Here is a 14647-nt window from a genome sequence, read left to right as displayed (position 1 = left end):
CTTAAGTTATGCATCTGTTGCAGCCGCAAACAGAAGTGAATGTTTCATCACTTATGAGCACAATTTCAACGCTTGATTCTGACATTTCAACTGACCAAGTGCAACTCTCGGCTTGGGAGAAACTTTCCACAGAAACAGAACACGTCGATTGGCTCATCTTACACTTTAATCATTGGTTTTCCCACCTGAATGTGAGCTTAGTGAAAGGTGACTTTGAGCCCGAGTACTTTCCTGCCGATTCAAACGGCCCTGCCCGTATTCAATTTGCCCATGGTTATTTCAATAGCGCCCTGCATGAAATTAGCCATTGGACTATTGCTGGCGATCAACGTCGTTTACTTCCCGATTTAGGCTATTGGTATGCACCTGATGGTCGTAGTAAAGAGCAACAAGCCCTCTTTGAACAGGTAGAAATTAAGCCCCAAGCGATCGAATGGTTATTTGCCAAAGCATTTGGGCGTAAGTTTCGTGTCTCACTTGATAACCTCACTGGTGAAGGTGGTGATGGCAGCAGCTTTAAAGATAATGTCTATGCACAATTACAGGCTTATTTTAAGGGCGAAGCCAAACTTCCACGCGATGCTTGGCGCTTTATCCAATGCATTTGTCACTGTACACGTGCTGGCAAAATGTTACAGGCGAATGAATTTCAACGTGAAATGCTTGATTAAATTATACAATTTGACTGCATTTCACATTGCACAAAGCAAATAGACCGCGACATAATGTCTAGAGCTTTTAATAATAAGAGGAAAACGACATGTTGCATTTAAGAATACATCCGGAAAATCCTCAACCCCGTTTAATTACGCAAGCCGTTGAACGGATTCGTGCCGGCGATGTGGTGGTTTATCCTACAGATGCCGCCTATGCCATCGGTTGCCAGATTGGGAACAAAAATGCCATGGAACGCATTGCCCAAATTCGTCAGCTCGATGCTAAACATCAATATGCGATTATTTGTGCAGATTTATCTGACATTGCCACATATGCCAAAGTCGACAATGCCATGTATCGTTTATTGAAAAATAACACCCCTGCTGTCACTACCTTTATTTTGCCTGCGACCAGTGAAGTTCCTCGCCGTTTAATGCATCCTAAAAAGAAAACCATTGGACTGCGTATTCCGAGCAACCCGATTTGCCAATTATTACTCAAAGAATTGGGTGAGCCTTTATTAACATCGACCTTAATTTTACCGGGTCAAAAAGAACCGATTGATGATCCTTACGAAATTGAACTGCAAATCGGCAAACGAATAGATGTATTGATTGATGGCGGTTTAGGTACTTTGAATACCACTAGCGTTGTAAACCTTGCAGGTGAATACCCAGAAGTGATCCGCCGCGGTGTCGGTGATGTCAGTGCCTTTGAATAGCATGTACTGTTAAATGCATGCTGTTACCGATCAGAGGCACAGCATGTAAAGGTCATCTGCTCAAAACGCGGTTAAAGCACCTTTCGATAAAGGAATCGACCTGATGACTTTATTTCAAATGTTACTCAAGCTCCAAAATGCGACAGACCTCAGTGTCTCCGAGCAAAGCAGTCTCAATCATTTTGCTATATATGCCACTGAGCCTTGGACTTTAGAATCCACGGCTCAACTAAGGGCAATAGATAAAAATTTAATTTTACCAACAGCGACAACACAGCCGCAGGCTTTTTCTTACTTTCTGCATGCATCAACGGTCAAATCACTATTTAAACACCGATCAAGTCAAAATCTCTGCTCGCAAGCGCAGTGCCAGCACATCATCGAATTTGCACTTGAAAAAAGATATGACTAACAGGCTCAAAGTCTTGATAGTTGGCTTTTGCTCAAGCGCGATAAAGCTGCATAAATTCTTTTAAATGAATTTTTTGTTGCCCTTGCTCATCAAAATTATTTGTATTGAGCCAAGCTGCATAAGCTTGAGACAACATTGGCCAATCCTGATCTAACATCGCAAACCAAGCGGTATCACGGTTACGACCTTTCACAATCACATGTTGACGAAACAACCCTTCAAATTGAAAGCCAAAACGCAAAGCAGCGTTTTTCGAAGGCGTGTTCAAGTCATCACACTTCCACTCCACCCGTCTATATCCCGCTGAAAAGCATGCTTTTAACAATAGATAAATGGTTTCTGTTGCGGCGGTTGATCGCTTCATTAAACTTGAAAAAAAGACATTGCCAATTTCGATGACAGCATGTGCTGGGCGTACATTGAGCAATCCAATCCACCCTACAATGGCATCACCGACCTCAATGACATAATGCATCGAACCGGTAAAATGAAAGGATTGCTGAAAATAATCACGCAATTGCTGCATGCTTTGAATTTGAGAATAAGGCAAATACGTCCAACAGCGTTCATCAGGTTCTTGTTGTACTGTCTGCCATAGCCGCTGTAAAAGACTATCATCAAGCTGATCGGGCAACATCGGAATAAGCCGAACAGATTGCCCCACTTCGGTTTTACATCTGAACTGGCAAGGTTCAAAATGCTCCAACGTCATCCCTACGGCCTGACCCCATTGATTATATTGTTGTGGCATAGCTAATATTCTTTTAGTCATTTCATTCAATTCATTTCATGCTGGACGCCCATCACCCAGATATCACAGCTTAAATGAGTTCATGGATTGATGAGTGTATTTTTTATAATTAACACAAGATGTGATCGATATCACAGCTTTAAAATTTTACATGTGTATAAATAAAGCCTATTCCCTATAAATTTTAAGTTTTTTACCCAATTCAACCGTTCAGTAATTTCTTTAAACGCATTTTTCCATTACACTATTCCTTATAACTTTTGTGCTTTTACTTTCGATGTGAGATCGAAGCGAAAGCTGTCTGCATGCCTTTGAAAATTCGCGTGGCCTATAATTGCAATGAACCAAACTGTCCATAATTCTATGGAAGATGCTCCACACATTCGCGTTTTGGATGAGTGGCAAGAAGCTATTCCAGAAGATTTGTACATTCCACCCGCTGCATTTGAAATTCTATTAGAGCATTTCGAAGGACCACTCGACTTTCTGATTTACCTGATTCAAAAAAATGGCTTCGACTTATTACAAGTCGATATTGCCCCGATTGCATCCCAATATTTGTCTTATATGGATGCAATGAAATCCCTAGATATTGAATTAACCGCAGACTATATGGTGATGGCAGCCCTATTGGCCGATTTAAAATCGCGTCTATTATTGCCAAAACCTAAATCGACCGCAGCACATGAACAAGATCCTAAACAAGAATTAATTGACCGTTTAGAAACCTATTTGCGCATCAAACAAGCTGCGGAAAGATTAGGTCAAATGACAGTATTGGATCGAGATACATTCGATACCAATGTCAGTTTAGGAACAATAGTCGAAACCAATGATGGCTATGACATTCAATTACTTCGTGATGCCATACTCTGTGTCTTTAATCGACCAGAACCGGTTACCCACCAAATTTTACAAGAACCTGTCTTACTCGAAGAACGTATTGCTTATATTGAAACTAAGCTTGAGTCAGGTGAAGTATTAGATTTTGCGGACTTACTCAAACCAAGCCAAGGCCGCATGGGTGTTGTCGTGACATTTATGGCCGTGTTGGAACTGACACGCCAACAAAAAGTTCAAATTGTCGCATCAGGTGTAGAAGCACCGCTTGCAATTCAGGGAGCACGTGCATGAACACTGAACTTAAACAAATGACTGCGGTGTCTTCAGAAGATAATCTGCATGAAATTTTGATGCAGCTTGAAGCCATTATTTTTGCCAGTGAAGCGGCGGTGAGTATTGCCCGTTTAAAAGAGGCTTTCCAAGACCGTTTCAGTAAAACCGAATTACGCCAATATTTGCAGCAACTTTCAATGCTGCAACACGGCAGATCAATTGAACTTGTTGAAACTGCTCAAGGTTTCCGTTTTCAAGTACGTGCAAAATATCGTAATATTATTGCACAGACCTGGCCTGAACGACCAACTCGTTTATCGCCATCCTTGCTCGAAACTCTTTCTGTCATTGCTTACCATCAACCGGTAACCCGCGCAGATATTGAGCAAATCCGTGGGGTGACCAACAATAGTCAAATTTTACGTACGTTATTTGACTGGAACTGGATTAAAGAATCTGGTTTTCGTGAACTCCCTGGACGACCCGCGTTGTTAGTTACAACGCCTCAATTTTTAAATGCTTTTGGTCTGACCTCTTTGGGCCAATTGCCTCCCCTGCAGGATGCCAAGGAAGCTTTTATGGCCCTCGATGCGAATGCACCGAAGTCATAAATAGGTGAACTGTTGATGATAATTTCTAAGGTTATGCTGTCATGAGTGAAAAATTGCAAAAGGTGCTCGCACGCGTTGGTTTGGGTTCTCGCCGTTATATGGAAGAAGTCATTGCCGCTGGTCGTGTGAGCGTAAATGGGCAAGTTGCCCAAGTGGGTGAACGTATTGAACCGGGTGATGAGCTTCGCATCGATGGTCGTAAAGTTCAGTTCCAAATTGAAGACGAAATTCGTCGCCGTGTGTTGATTTACTACAAACCAGAAGGCGAAATTTGCTCACGCAATGACCCTGAAAACCGTCCAACGGTATTTGAACAATTACCTCAAATTACCGGTGATCGTTGGGTGATGGTGGGTCGTCTAGATATCAACTCTACAGGTCTATTGCTGTTCACGAATGACGGTGAACTGGCGAACCGTTTAATGCACCCTTCTAGCGAAATCGAACGTGAATATGCCGTTCGTGTCATGGGTGAAGTCACTCCTCAGTTAAAAAACAACATGTTACAAGGCGTTGTTTTAGATGATGGCCCTGCAAAATTTGAGTCATTCTCTGAAATTGGTGGTGACGGTATTAACCGTTGGTATCAAGTGGTCGTAAAAGAAGGTCGTAACCGCGAAGTTCGTCGTATTTTCGAATCTCAAGGCTTAAAAGTGAGCCGTCTTTTACGTACACGTTATGGTTCAGTAATTCTGCCACGCGAACTACGTACTGGTCGCTGGATCGAGCTAGATAAACAAGATATCGACAACTTAACCAAGTCCGTTGAGCTTAAACCACGTCAAGGTACTGGCCTGTTTGGTATGGCGAAACGTCGTACTGAACGTATGCAAGATAAACCAATGGCAGCACGTCGTGGTGGTTACTTACGCCAACAACGTCGTGACAGTGACGAAAACCAGCCACAACAAAGCAATGGTTATCAAGACAACCGTGGCGAACGTCGTACTGGTCGTACTGAAGGTGGTTTCCAAGGCAATGGATTTAACCGTTCAGAGCGTCGCAACGAAGGTTTCAACAATAACCGTAATGATCGCAACAGTGAAAACTTCGGTAACCGTGAACGTCGTAACGACAATTTTGGCAATCGTGAGCGTCGTAATGACTCTGTGCCAAGTCGTGCATTTAGCGGAAACAACAAAGGCTTTAAGAAATTTTAATTTCTTAAGTATAAAAAAACCGCTCATTTGAGCGGTTTTTTGTTTCTTTATACTGACGGAATCAACACAGACGGAATCACTGGAACATCAATCCATAACGCCTCTGGAAAGTGTTTGGCTAAATATGCTTTTAAATATTCAGCAGTATCTTTAGAAATCAATACATCTTGCGATTCATCATTTAAATTATAAGCCAGTGCATAAAGCACTAAGCCACGACTTTTTAGTGCTTCCAAACTTAAAATCGTATGGTTAATGCTGCCCAAACGACCTGATGTCACCAAAATAACAGGATATTTTTTCTCTACAACATAGTCGATGGTTAAAAGATCCGTGGTTAATGGCACCATCAACCCACCCGCACCTTCGAGTAAAACATTGTCATATTTTTCAGTTAAACGTTTTGTCGCGTATTCGATTTTAGCAAAATCAATGTCACGTCCATCAATTTTGGTAGCAAGATGTGGCGATGCAGGATAACTAAATATTTCAGGCATCGTGAGTTTGGTTTCATCTTCGACCAACAACCCTGTACCCATAATTTGACGATGTTGTTCTATATCCTCAGAAATATCGACATTGCCTGTTTGGATCAACTTTTGCGTGATCGTTCGCGCCCCTTGTTCATTCCATATTTTAGCCAAATAGCCCGTGGTATATGTTTTACCGATGCCTGTATCGATCCCACTAATGAAATAAACTTGCCCTGTCATGGCATTCTCCGTGCAATACAAAAAATCGGATGATAGGTCAGTGTATAACGCATCTGCCCAGTTTCATCACGCAAAGAAAACTGTTGATATGCTGAATAAAAATCAAAGAGCGATTGTTTCGTCCAACGAAAATGTGAGGCTGTCGCAGTCACACCTGTCGCTTTTAAATGCTGCAAAACCTGCTTTGGATGATCAAAATATAATGCCGCTGTCTGCTCTGAAAGATGCAGAATTTCAAAACCATTTTGACTTAATATAGCTTGAAGCATGTCGATATCGAGGTAGTCCAAACCCTGCCCAGTCAAAGCTTTTATTTCCTGTAAATTCTGCTGTCCAAAGGTCGAAAAACAAAAATATGCCTCTGGATTTAAACTTTGAAAGGCTTTTTCGACAATGCCCGCAAAGTTCCCTACCCATTGCAAAGCCGAACTGGATGCGATCAAGTCGATATGCTGTGGAAATTCAAGTTGTTCGATATCTCCAAGTCTGTACTGAATCTGCGGACTTGACTGAAAATGCTGTTGAATTTCTGCATACAGATCATTTAAAACCAAATGATTGATTTGCATATTTTCCAGCATTAAATGGCTTAAATTCCCCGAGCCACATCCAATTTCAAAAACGGTTTCTACGGGGTGATTTTGCAACTTTGGACAATACTGCTGCATCAACTCAAATAAATGTTGAGCAATCTCTTTTTGTGCTACGGCATGTTCAGCATAGCTGTGCCCTGCCTGAGCAAAGCGCAACGCCACTTGGCATTTATCAATCTCAAAATTATTCACAAGTCACTCACAACAATTGAGTCAACTGATCCAAATCAGTTTGTGTAATTTGAGCAGTGAGTGAAATGCGTAAGCGCGAACTATGCTGCGGCACAGTGGGTGGACGTACAGGCATGATATAAAAACCTGCTGCTTGCAAAGCTTGAGCCTTTGCTACAGTTTTATTCGACTCGCCAATAATGACGGGCACAATATGTGATGTAGATGGACAATCAAAACCTTTGTCTTGCACAGCTCGCTGCAAACTTTGACTGATTTGCTGTAAATATTGACGCTCTGCTTTTAAATTTAAAACATTCTTGAAGATAAAATCTGTCCACGCCATACAGATCGGGGGCTGTGCGGTACTAAAAATCAACGGTCGCATCGAGTTAATCAAATAGTCACGAATAATCGCATGACAGATGAGATACCCCCCTATTGAAGCCAGTGCTTTACCAAATGTCCCGACTAAAAGATCAATATCATCCATCACTTGATATTGTTCAGCACAACCTAAACCTCGCTCACCGCGCACACCAATGGCATGCGCTTCATCGACATATAGCATTACTTTGGAAAATTGCTTTTTGATCCGTACCAGTTCAGCTAAATCGGTTTCATCACCATCCATGCTGAAAATCGATTCAGTCACTACAATGATCCGCTCAAAAGCCTCATTTTCATGATATCTGCATAAAAGCTGAGATAAATGTGCCAAATCATTATGGCGATAGCGCACATATTTCGCAGTTGATAAGCGGATGCCATCAATCATACTGGCATGAATCAACTTATCCGCCAATATCAAGGTTTTACTGTCTGCCAGTGCAGGTAAAATCCCGATATTCATGTGATAGCCGCTGTTAAATAACAGTGCTGATCGGCCATGAAAGGCATCACTTAATGTTGATTCAAGTTGCTCATATTCTGGAAAATTCCCCGTCAGCAATCGAGAGGATGATGAACTCATCCAACGTTGATTATTCGGGGTCTCATCAAAAAACTGTTCACGAAGCTGAACATTGGACGCCAAGCCCAAATAGTCATTTGACGCCAAATTCAACATTTTGTGATCATGAATACTAATGTAACGATCGTGCTGATGATTTGACGTGAACTGACGTAAGTTGCCATGCTGTTTCAGCTGATCAAGCTGCTCTGAAAAATGGTTGAGCAGATTCATGCTGGCTGCTCCATGTTTTTCACCACCTCAACCATGTGTTCTAACAATGTTTTTAATTCATGCTCAGAAATAATATATGGCGGCATGACATAAACCAGCTTACCGAATGGACGAATCCAAATGCCACGACGGACGAACTCCTGTTGTAGCGTTTTCATATCGACATTAAAGGTCAATTCCACCACACCAATTGCACCAAGTATTCGTACATCTTTGACATGTTCAAGCGATGAAAGTGCTGGTAAATGAAACTTCAATTGTGTTTCGATACGTCGAATATTCGCTTGCCAATCTCGAGACAGCAGCAGTTCGGTACTTTTTACTGCGACCGCACATGCCAACGGATTTGCCATAAAGGTTGGGCCATGCATAAACACACCCGCTTCGCCTTGGCTAATCGTATTCGCGACTTTCTGCGTGGTTAAGGTTGCAGATAAGGTCATATAACCGCCCGTCAGTCCTTTGCCTATACACATAATGTCTGGCTCAACTGCGGCCCATTCCCAAGCAAAGAGTTTTCCGGTACGCCCGAAACCTGTCGCGATCTCATCGAAGATCAACAAGATATTGTATTTTTCGCAGAGTAATTTAGCTTGACGTAAATATTCAGGATGATAGAAACGCATACCTCCGGCACCTTGCACGATCGGCTCTAAAATCAGGCCTGCAATCTGCGCATGCTGTTCAGAGAGAGTCTTTTCTAGCTCAGCAATATCCGCCTGATTCCACGCTTGGTCAAAGCCAACTTGCGGCGCAGGAACAAAAATTCGATTTGGTAAACTTGGGCCAAAAATTTGATGCATCCCTGTCACGGGATCACACACAGACATCGCATTCCAAGTGTCGCCATGATAGCCAGAACGTGGTGTGACAAAATTAGTTTTATTCGGTTGATGTAAAGATGCCCAATACTGCACTGCCATTTTCAAGGCTACTTCGACAGCAACCGAACCTGAATCGGCAAAGAAGATTTTATCTAAACTGGGCGGTGTGATTTTTAACAGTAATTTAGCCAGTTGAATCGCGGGATCATGTGTCAATCCACCGAACATGATATGTGACATCTGTTGCAGTTGATCGGTCACTGCCTGATTTAGCTCGGGATGGTTATAACCATGAATTGCACACCACCATGAAGACATACCGTCAATCAATTGACGACCATCTTCAAGCTCAATCATTACCCCTTGCGCACGTTTCACTTTAAACGTTGGAAGGGGCTGAGTCATCGATGTATAGGGATGCCAAATATGCTGCTGATCAAATTGTAGATCGGTTAAATTGACCATCCCTCACTCCATGTATCAGGCTAAAACATCAATGTGGCAAGATGTTACCCCCACGCCAATGAAAAATAAATTGCCATAAAGCCCAGCTATTCAGAGATTTGTTCTATTTTCTTTAAATATTGGAAGATTTTGCAACTTATGACTTCAGATTCGAACAATGGAAAGCCATGTGAGCCAGAAACCAATTCAGTCTCCAAAAACTTTACAGCTAAATTACGCAGTAAGCGTTCAACTTTGTAACTAACCAAATAATCTTGCTTAGCAAAAATATGGTATTGATGACCTGTGTAGTTTTTCAAGATACTGACATTATTAAGCTTCTCCAAACAGTTTAATCCTGCTCGAAGCACATCTAAATTTTGCGCTTGAATCAAACTTTGCAAGATGATGAAATCTTGCTTGGTGCTATAAGTACCCTGACAAACCATATAACCAAACTTTTTTAGGGTCGAAATTGCATCCTGCTCGAAAGATTGTTTGAAGCTTTGAAAAGTCGCTTGATCCATCGCAGCAGACCACTTTTCATGAGCCACAAAACTTGGATTTGAGCCAAGTGTGATCAGCACTTTTTGTTGTTGATATTTTTTTTGAATTTCATCTACCAAAATCGTCGCCAATTGACCACCAAGTGACCAGCCAATAATCACATCAAATTGCTGCGCCAATTCAACTTTCTGTTCGAGCACTTCTAGATTTAAGGCATCAAAAATATTCCATAATTCGACCTGATAACCTTGTGTGATCAATGCCTGCTGTAAAGGAGTAAGTAATTTACGACCGCCGCCCCAGCCAGTAATAAGTAAAATATGTTGATTCAATGCAAACTCTAAAATTAACCGATTCCAAATAGTATAAAAGTTCTGAGCAAGTTTGATAGTGGCATTTCAGCACATCAACCGATTTGCCAAAAGACATTCGAAATCGACTTTGATAAATATAAAATCAGCTAGCCTATAGCGCTTTAAAATTTGCTAAGATCGGATAAAGAACAATATAAACTGATGCTCTATGAAAGTTTCTTCATTGCTAAAAATCTGTTTCATGACATGTGCTTTAATAGCAACTACCCAAATCACAGTTGCCGAAACATCAATACTCAGCACCAGTCAAAACAAACAAAAACAATGGGTAGGCACACCCGCACCCAACTTTAAATTGCAAGATCAAAATGAAAAATGGCACGAACTGAAGCAATATCAAGGGAAATGGCTCGTTCTGTACTTTTATCCCAAAGACAACTCACCCGGTTGTACAGAAGAAGCCAATCAATTTAAAACCCTATATCCACAATTTTTAAAAAGTAATGCGGTTGTTTTGGGTGCAAGCTTAGATGATGTTGCATCACATCAAAAGTTCTCTAAAGCACTCGAACTTCCCTTTCCAATTCTTGCCGACCAACTGCATAAGCTGGCGACTCAGCTAGGTATTGTACGAAACTTAGGGATTTTGAAAGTTGCCAAACGTGAAACCTTTCTGATTGATCCGAAAGGCATTATTGTGTATCACTACACCAGCGTGAATGCACAGACACACGCGACGAAGGTCTTGGCAGATATTAAAAGACTACAACAATAGTTTTCATGCCCCAATAAAAAACCCAGCAGAAGCTGGGTTTTTTGGATATTTTTTAAATTACATTTGAGACTGAATATAGTTTGGAAGGCCAATGAGTTCGATCAAACGCATTTGCTTTTCAAGCCAGTAGGTATGATCTTCTTCAGTATCTGACATTTGCTGACGTAGCATGTCACGGGTCACATAGTCACCTTTTTCTTCACACAATTTTACGCCTTGTGCTAGTTTCTCACGAACATGATATTCAAGCGCCAAATCTGCTTTTAAACAGGTCACGACGTCTGTACCGACTTCAATATCATCACGATTCATATTCGGCGTACCTTCAAGGAACAATACACGACGAATCAATGCATCTGCATGTGAGCCTTCTTCTTGGCTTTCATGATCGATACGTTCAAAGATTTTACTTAAGCCCCAATCTTCATACATACGGGAATGAATTAAGTATTGATCACGAGCAGCCAGTTCGCCACCGATCAGCATATTTAAGTAGTCTACGACTTCTGGGTTGCCACGCATTTTCTTCACTCCATACCCTTTTCAAATATTATGGACAAGTTTCAAAATGAATGCAAAATATAATTTTTGTAAGTTTATGATTTATATAAAATTTAAATGATAAACATACGCATTTGCAGTTCAATTCCGCGCATTTTTCACATATAAAAGAAGCCCTTGCAGAAAATTTAAGGCATTTAGAACACGAAATAATCAAAAATCGCTGGATGCTGTTTTTTGTAACAATTAACAATGTGTCTTGTTTAGCAAAAATATCTCCTGATTGATTCAACACACTGAGCTTATCGCTATGGGAAACTTTATATTGATGCCCTATGCATTGCTGTCAAAGACAAGGCGAAAATCTCCAACGAAGACAGACTTAAGCTGAAGTCCAACGTGCATTCTTCCACGCTTGCTGTTGCCTTAAATCTAGAAAAGTCCAAGCGACAAAACGGCTTTCTTTTTGTCCCTGCGTCATTTTAATGGTTTTCACATCCACTGCACCGCTCTTCGCTAAGGCCTTTAAAAGCACTGGCAATGTTGTTTTCTTGGAAACCAGCGTACTAAACCAAAGACATTGTTCAGCAAACTGGATGCTCTCTTGTACCATTTGGCAGACAAATCGCTCTTCGCCGCCATCACACCAGAGTTCGTTCTTTTGACCGCCAAAGTTTAATACCACCTTGCTCCGATCAACTGGCTTGCCCAGTTTTCTTAATTTTTGCGTTGCTGTCGCGTTGGCTTCATCTTGCGAGGCATGAAATGGTGGATTACACATGGTCAAATCAAAACGATCTGAAGGTTTAATCACACCATTGAAAATATTGCTCGCTTTTTTCTGCAATCGAATCTGAATGCCTTTACGCAGATTCGGATTGGCCTCCACAATAAATTGAGCACTTTTAACCGATGCAGCATATATGTCTGAGCCTACAAATTTCCAGCCATAGCTGCGATGACCAATGATCGGATAAATACAGTTCGCGCCCACCCCAATATCTAAGACTTGAACGGTGTGTCCTGTTGGAATCTGCCCTTTGTTGTTGGCACTTAACAAGTCAGCCAAATAGTGAATATAGTCAGCCCTGCCCGGAATAGGCGGGCAAAGAAAATCTTTGGGAATATCCCAATATTGAATGCCATAAAAATGCTTAAGCAATGCTTTATTGAGCATTTTCACAGCGTGTGGATCAGAAAAATCTACCGATAAATCATTATATTTATTTGGGCTGACAAAAGGTGCAAGTTCCGGACAACTCTTAATGAGTTGAGGAAAATCGTAACGACTGCGATGCAGATTCCGTGCATGTAGTTCCGATTTTTGTTGCGGAAAAGATTTCTTTGCTTGCGCCATGTGTATGCCAATATTTAACGGGAGAACAGAATCAACTGATAAGGCAGGGTCTATACCTGCAAATGAATCGATATTGTACGTGAATTTAACGCTCAATGACGCCCCAAACCTTTTATTTGTCTATCTGAAAATCAATAACCACTTGGGTATCTATTCTTATTTTATCTGGACATTTTTGTTTGCTATAGCTTTAAATTTCATTAAACAAAACCGTGAAACATTGATTAAATAACAATCATGAAACATGAAGAATCAACAAAAAATGAACCGTACCGGGTTTGTCGGAGACATTTTTATTTAAGTTAGGCCACGTGACCTAACGGGTTAATCTTATCATAGTACATTGCTTCAAACTCAAAAGGCGATACATAACCCAATGCGCTGTGTACACGCTTTTTGTTGAACCAATCTACCCAATTTAATGTCGCAAGTTGTACATCCGCTAAACCTTGCCAGTCTGCTTTTAAATATTCAATCACCTCTGTTTTGTATAACCCATTCACTGTTTCAGCCAAAGCGTTATCGTATGAATCACCGGTCGTACCGACTGATGCTCGTAAATTTGCTGCTTCTAAACGATTGGTATAGCGAATTGAAAGATATTGAACACCTCTATCTGAATGATGAATCACATTCTTAGGCATACCTCGGTCATGCAATGCTTGCTCTAGTGCATCGAGCACCATGTCTGTATTCATACGTGTTGATACTTTCCATCCAACAATCGCTCGTGAGAACACATCAATAATAAAGGCGGTATAGACCCAGCCTGAATGAGTTTGAATATACGTGAAGTCACCGACCTGAGAAGCACTGCTTCGCAAGGGTCAGGATAATCAGCAGTAAAATTACGTTTCACTAAATCATCCGCTCTTTTTTGATCATCTCGGCTACGGGTGGTGTATTTATTCTTCCCACGCCAAACACCCTGTATACCTAGCTTCTTCATCAAGCGAACCACTGTACAGCGTGCAATAACATAACCTTCACGTTTCAGTTGTTGCCAAACTTTACGTACACCATATCGACCTGAACTTTCTTTCCAAATTCGTTTAATTTGTTCAGCATGATGCAAATCATGTAGATCTCGCTTTGCTCGATGTTCTGGGTTTTCAGCAATATCTAGTGTTCGATAATAGGTAGAAGCTGAGATCGGTAAAATCCTACAAATCGCCTCAACACCATATAACGCCTTATTGTTATGGATGAAATCCACCATTATTTGTATGGGCGGTCGAGCTCCGCCTGGGCGAAAAAAGCGGCTGCTTTACGCAGAATTTCATTGGCACGCTTTAATTCTTTGATTTCACGTTCCATTTGCTTCATTTTTTCTTGATCAGAGATCTGTTGTACTTTGATAGGATTTTGCTCATCTAAATGCTTTTGATGCCAAGCACGAAGTGTTTCAGGAGTACAACCAATCTTAGGCGCAATAGCTGTGATCGCAGCCCAATTAGATGGATAGTCTTTTTCAGATTCAATCAATAATTGAACCGCTCTTTCTCTGATTTCAGGGGTATATTTTAATTTGGTCATCGGAACATTCTCTCAGAATACTGAGTCTCCGACAAACCCGGTACGGTTCAATCTAGGCTTTAAGTTAAAGCGCACAAGTTAGATATGACTCTTTATCCATTCATTTGTGAGATTTTGCGTCCATAATCATAAGAATATACATCTATCCAACATTCATCCCATATTCGCGTTTTTTAAGATCAATAAAAAAAGTACTTTTACAGCATTCACATACATTTTCTGCTGAATTTAGAGCGTATTAAACCCAATCATCAACATATATTTTTCAAATCAATCAAAGACAAAACCAAATATTCTC

Annotated in this window: 15 protein-coding genes, 1 pseudogene and 1 other annotated feature; of the genes and pseudogenes, 7 read left to right on the top strand and 9 right to left on the bottom strand. The window is 41.0% G+C overall.

Going from position 1 to position 14647, the window contains the following annotated elements:
• Positions 1 to 8: 8 nt before the first annotated feature.
• The 3 genes from FTU65_RS12055 (at position 9) to FTU65_RS12045 (ending at position 1790) form a co-directional block, all read left to right on the top strand.
• On the top strand, positions 9 to 671 hold the full coding sequence (locus tag FTU65_RS12055) for an elongation factor P hydroxylase (RefSeq protein ID WP_180005434.1): 663 nt from the start codon (positions 9 to 11) through the stop codon (positions 669 to 671).
• An 89-nt stretch (positions 672 to 760) separates the two neighbouring features.
• Positions 761 to 1378 (top strand): L-threonylcarbamoyladenylate synthase, encoded by a 618-nt coding sequence (locus FTU65_RS12050; protein WP_078190059.1) that lies wholly within the window; start codon positions 761 to 763, stop codon positions 1376 to 1378.
• 103 nt (positions 1379 to 1481) lie between these two features.
• The gene (locus tag FTU65_RS12045) at positions 1482 to 1790 is read left to right on the top strand and encodes a hypothetical protein (RefSeq protein ID WP_180066829.1); all 309 of its coding nucleotides are present in this window, start codon (positions 1482 to 1484) and stop codon (positions 1788 to 1790) included.
• Between the two features lie 31 nt (positions 1791 to 1821).
• Here FTU65_RS12045 and FTU65_RS12040 read toward each other — a convergent pair whose 3' ends face one another.
• Positions 1822 to 2541 carry a GNAT family N-acetyltransferase gene (locus FTU65_RS12040; RefSeq protein WP_180065378.1) on the bottom strand — a complete coding sequence of 240 codons (720 nt, stop codon included), beginning with the start codon at positions 2539 to 2541 and terminating at the stop codon, positions 1822 to 1824.
• Positions 2542 to 2880: 339 nt separating this feature from the next.
• Here FTU65_RS12040 and FTU65_RS12035 point away from each other — a divergent pair, with 339 nt between their 5' ends.
• From FTU65_RS12035 to rluB, 3 genes are read left to right on the top strand one after another with little or no spacing between them, the layout of a single operon-like run.
• Positions 2881 to 3675, top strand: a complete 795-nt coding sequence (locus tag FTU65_RS12035; protein WP_180005437.1) for a ScpA family protein — start codon at positions 2881 to 2883, stop codon at positions 3673 to 3675.
• Positions 3672 to 4268, top strand: coding sequence for an SMC-Scp complex subunit ScpB (gene scpB, locus FTU65_RS12030; RefSeq protein ID WP_078190063.1), 597 nt, complete (start codon positions 3672 to 3674; stop codon positions 4266 to 4268). The genes FTU65_RS12035 and scpB overlap by 4 nt, the downstream gene beginning before the upstream one ends.
• A gap of 41 nt (positions 4269 to 4309) precedes the next feature.
• Entirely contained in the window at positions 4310 to 5428 is a 1119-nt protein-coding gene (gene rluB, locus FTU65_RS12025) for a 23S rRNA pseudouridine(2605) synthase RluB (RefSeq protein WP_180011977.1), read from the top strand.
• Positions 5429 to 5475: 47 nt separating this feature from the next.
• Here the strand turns inward: rluB and bioD are convergent, their stop codons facing one another.
• From bioD to FTU65_RS12000, 5 genes are all read right to left on the bottom strand, one after another.
• Positions 5476 to 6141 (bottom strand): dethiobiotin synthase, encoded by a 666-nt coding sequence (bioD, locus tag FTU65_RS12020; RefSeq protein ID WP_180011979.1) that lies wholly within the window; start codon positions 6139 to 6141, stop codon positions 5476 to 5478.
• Positions 6138 to 6926 (bottom strand): malonyl-ACP O-methyltransferase BioC, encoded by a 789-nt coding sequence (bioC, locus tag FTU65_RS12015; protein WP_180011981.1) that lies wholly within the window; start codon positions 6924 to 6926, stop codon positions 6138 to 6140. Before bioC ends, bioD begins: the two co-directional genes overlap by 4 nt.
• A 7-nt stretch (positions 6927 to 6933) precedes the next feature.
• Positions 6934 to 8091, bottom strand: coding sequence for an 8-amino-7-oxononanoate synthase (locus tag FTU65_RS12010; RefSeq protein WP_180011983.1), 1158 nt, complete (start codon positions 8089 to 8091; stop codon positions 6934 to 6936).
• Positions 8088 to 9380: an adenosylmethionine--8-amino-7-oxononanoate transaminase gene (gene bioA / locus FTU65_RS12005; protein ID WP_180011985.1), complete on the bottom strand. Its 1293-nt coding sequence runs from the start codon at positions 9378 to 9380 to the stop codon at positions 8088 to 8090. Before bioA ends, FTU65_RS12010 begins: the two co-directional genes overlap by 4 nt.
• Before the next feature lie 86 nt (positions 9381 to 9466).
• On the bottom strand, positions 9467 to 10198 hold the full coding sequence (locus FTU65_RS12000) for a YqiA/YcfP family alpha/beta fold hydrolase (protein ID WP_180011987.1): 732 nt from the start codon (positions 10196 to 10198) through the stop codon (positions 9467 to 9469).
• 223 nt (positions 10199 to 10421) lie between these two features.
• Between FTU65_RS12000 and FTU65_RS11995 the strand changes: the two genes are divergently transcribed.
• Entirely contained in the window at positions 10422 to 10955 is a 534-nt protein-coding gene (locus FTU65_RS11995; protein WP_373683461.1) for a peroxiredoxin, read from the top strand.
• Between the two features lie 57 nt (positions 10956 to 11012).
• On the opposite strand, the gene bfr is transcribed toward FTU65_RS11995, so the two are convergent.
• The 3 genes and pseudogenes from bfr to FTU65_RS11980 all read right to left on the bottom strand — a co-directional run bounded on the left by bfr (position 11013) and on the right by FTU65_RS11980 (position 14349).
• Entirely contained in the window at positions 11013 to 11477 is a 465-nt protein-coding gene (gene bfr, locus FTU65_RS11990) for a bacterioferritin (RefSeq protein WP_067762676.1), read from the bottom strand.
• A gap of 361 nt (positions 11478 to 11838) precedes the next feature.
• Positions 11839 to 12813 carry a 23S rRNA (adenine(1618)-N(6))-methyltransferase RlmF gene (gene rlmF, locus FTU65_RS11985; protein WP_180065392.1) on the bottom strand — a complete coding sequence of 325 codons (975 nt, stop codon included), beginning with the start codon at positions 12811 to 12813 and terminating at the stop codon, positions 11839 to 11841.
• A gap of 302 nt (positions 12814 to 13115) precedes the next feature.
• A pseudogene (locus FTU65_RS11980) lies at positions 13116 to 14349 on the bottom strand (IS3 family transposase).
• Positions 13958 to 14074, bottom strand: a sequence feature (AL1L pseudoknot). Its footprint overlaps the pseudogene before it by 117 nt.
• Positions 14350 to 14647 lie beyond the last annotated feature (298 nt).

The sequence above is a fragment of the Acinetobacter sp. YH12129 genome (genome assembly GCF_013418685.1).
Taxonomy (GTDB): domain Bacteria; phylum Pseudomonadota; class Gammaproteobacteria; order Pseudomonadales; family Moraxellaceae; genus Acinetobacter; species Acinetobacter amyesii.
The sequence above is the reverse complement of the archived record's forward strand: the minus strand, read 5'-3'. Positions and strand labels throughout refer to the sequence as shown.

Bases quoted from the DNA above. Each gene is read 5' to 3' on its own strand.
- bioD (WP_180011979.1), bottom strand. From the start codon at position 6,141: ATGACAGGGCAAGTTTATTTCATTAGTGGGATCGATACAGGCATCGGT.
- rlmF (WP_180065392.1), bottom strand. From the start codon at position 12,813: ATGGCGCAAGCAAAGAAATCTTTTCCGCAACAAAAATCGGAACTACAT.
- FTU65_RS12045 (WP_180066829.1), top strand. From the start codon at position 1,482: ATGACTTTATTTCAAATGTTACTCAAGCTCCAAAATGCGACAGACCTC.
- scpB (WP_078190063.1), top strand. From the start codon at position 3,672: ATGAACACTGAACTTAAACAAATGACTGCGGTGTCTTCAGAAGATAAT.
- bioA (WP_180011985.1), bottom strand. From the start codon at position 9,380: ATGGTCAATTTAACCGATCTACAATTTGATCAGCAGCATATTTGGCAT.
- FTU65_RS11995 (WP_373683461.1), top strand. From the start codon at position 10,422: ATGACATGTGCTTTAATAGCAACTACCCAAATCACAGTTGCCGAAACA.
- FTU65_RS12010 (WP_180011983.1), bottom strand. From the start codon at position 8,091: ATGAATCTGCTCAACCATTTTTCAGAGCAGCTTGATCAGCTGAAACAG.
- bfr (WP_067762676.1), bottom strand. From the start codon at position 11,477: ATGCGTGGCAACCCAGAAGTCGTAGACTACTTAAATATGCTGATCGGT.
- FTU65_RS12040 (WP_180065378.1), bottom strand. From the start codon at position 2,541: ATGCCACAACAATATAATCAATGGGGTCAGGCCGTAGGGATGACGTTG.
- FTU65_RS12050 (WP_078190059.1), top strand. From the start codon at position 761: ATGTTGCATTTAAGAATACATCCGGAAAATCCTCAACCCCGTTTAATT.
- FTU65_RS12035 (WP_180005437.1), top strand. From the start codon at position 2,881: ATGAACCAAACTGTCCATAATTCTATGGAAGATGCTCCACACATTCGC.
- rluB (WP_180011977.1), top strand. From the start codon at position 4,310: ATGAGTGAAAAATTGCAAAAGGTGCTCGCACGCGTTGGTTTGGGTTCT.
- FTU65_RS12055 (WP_180005434.1), top strand. From the start codon at position 9: ATGCATCTGTTGCAGCCGCAAACAGAAGTGAATGTTTCATCACTTATG.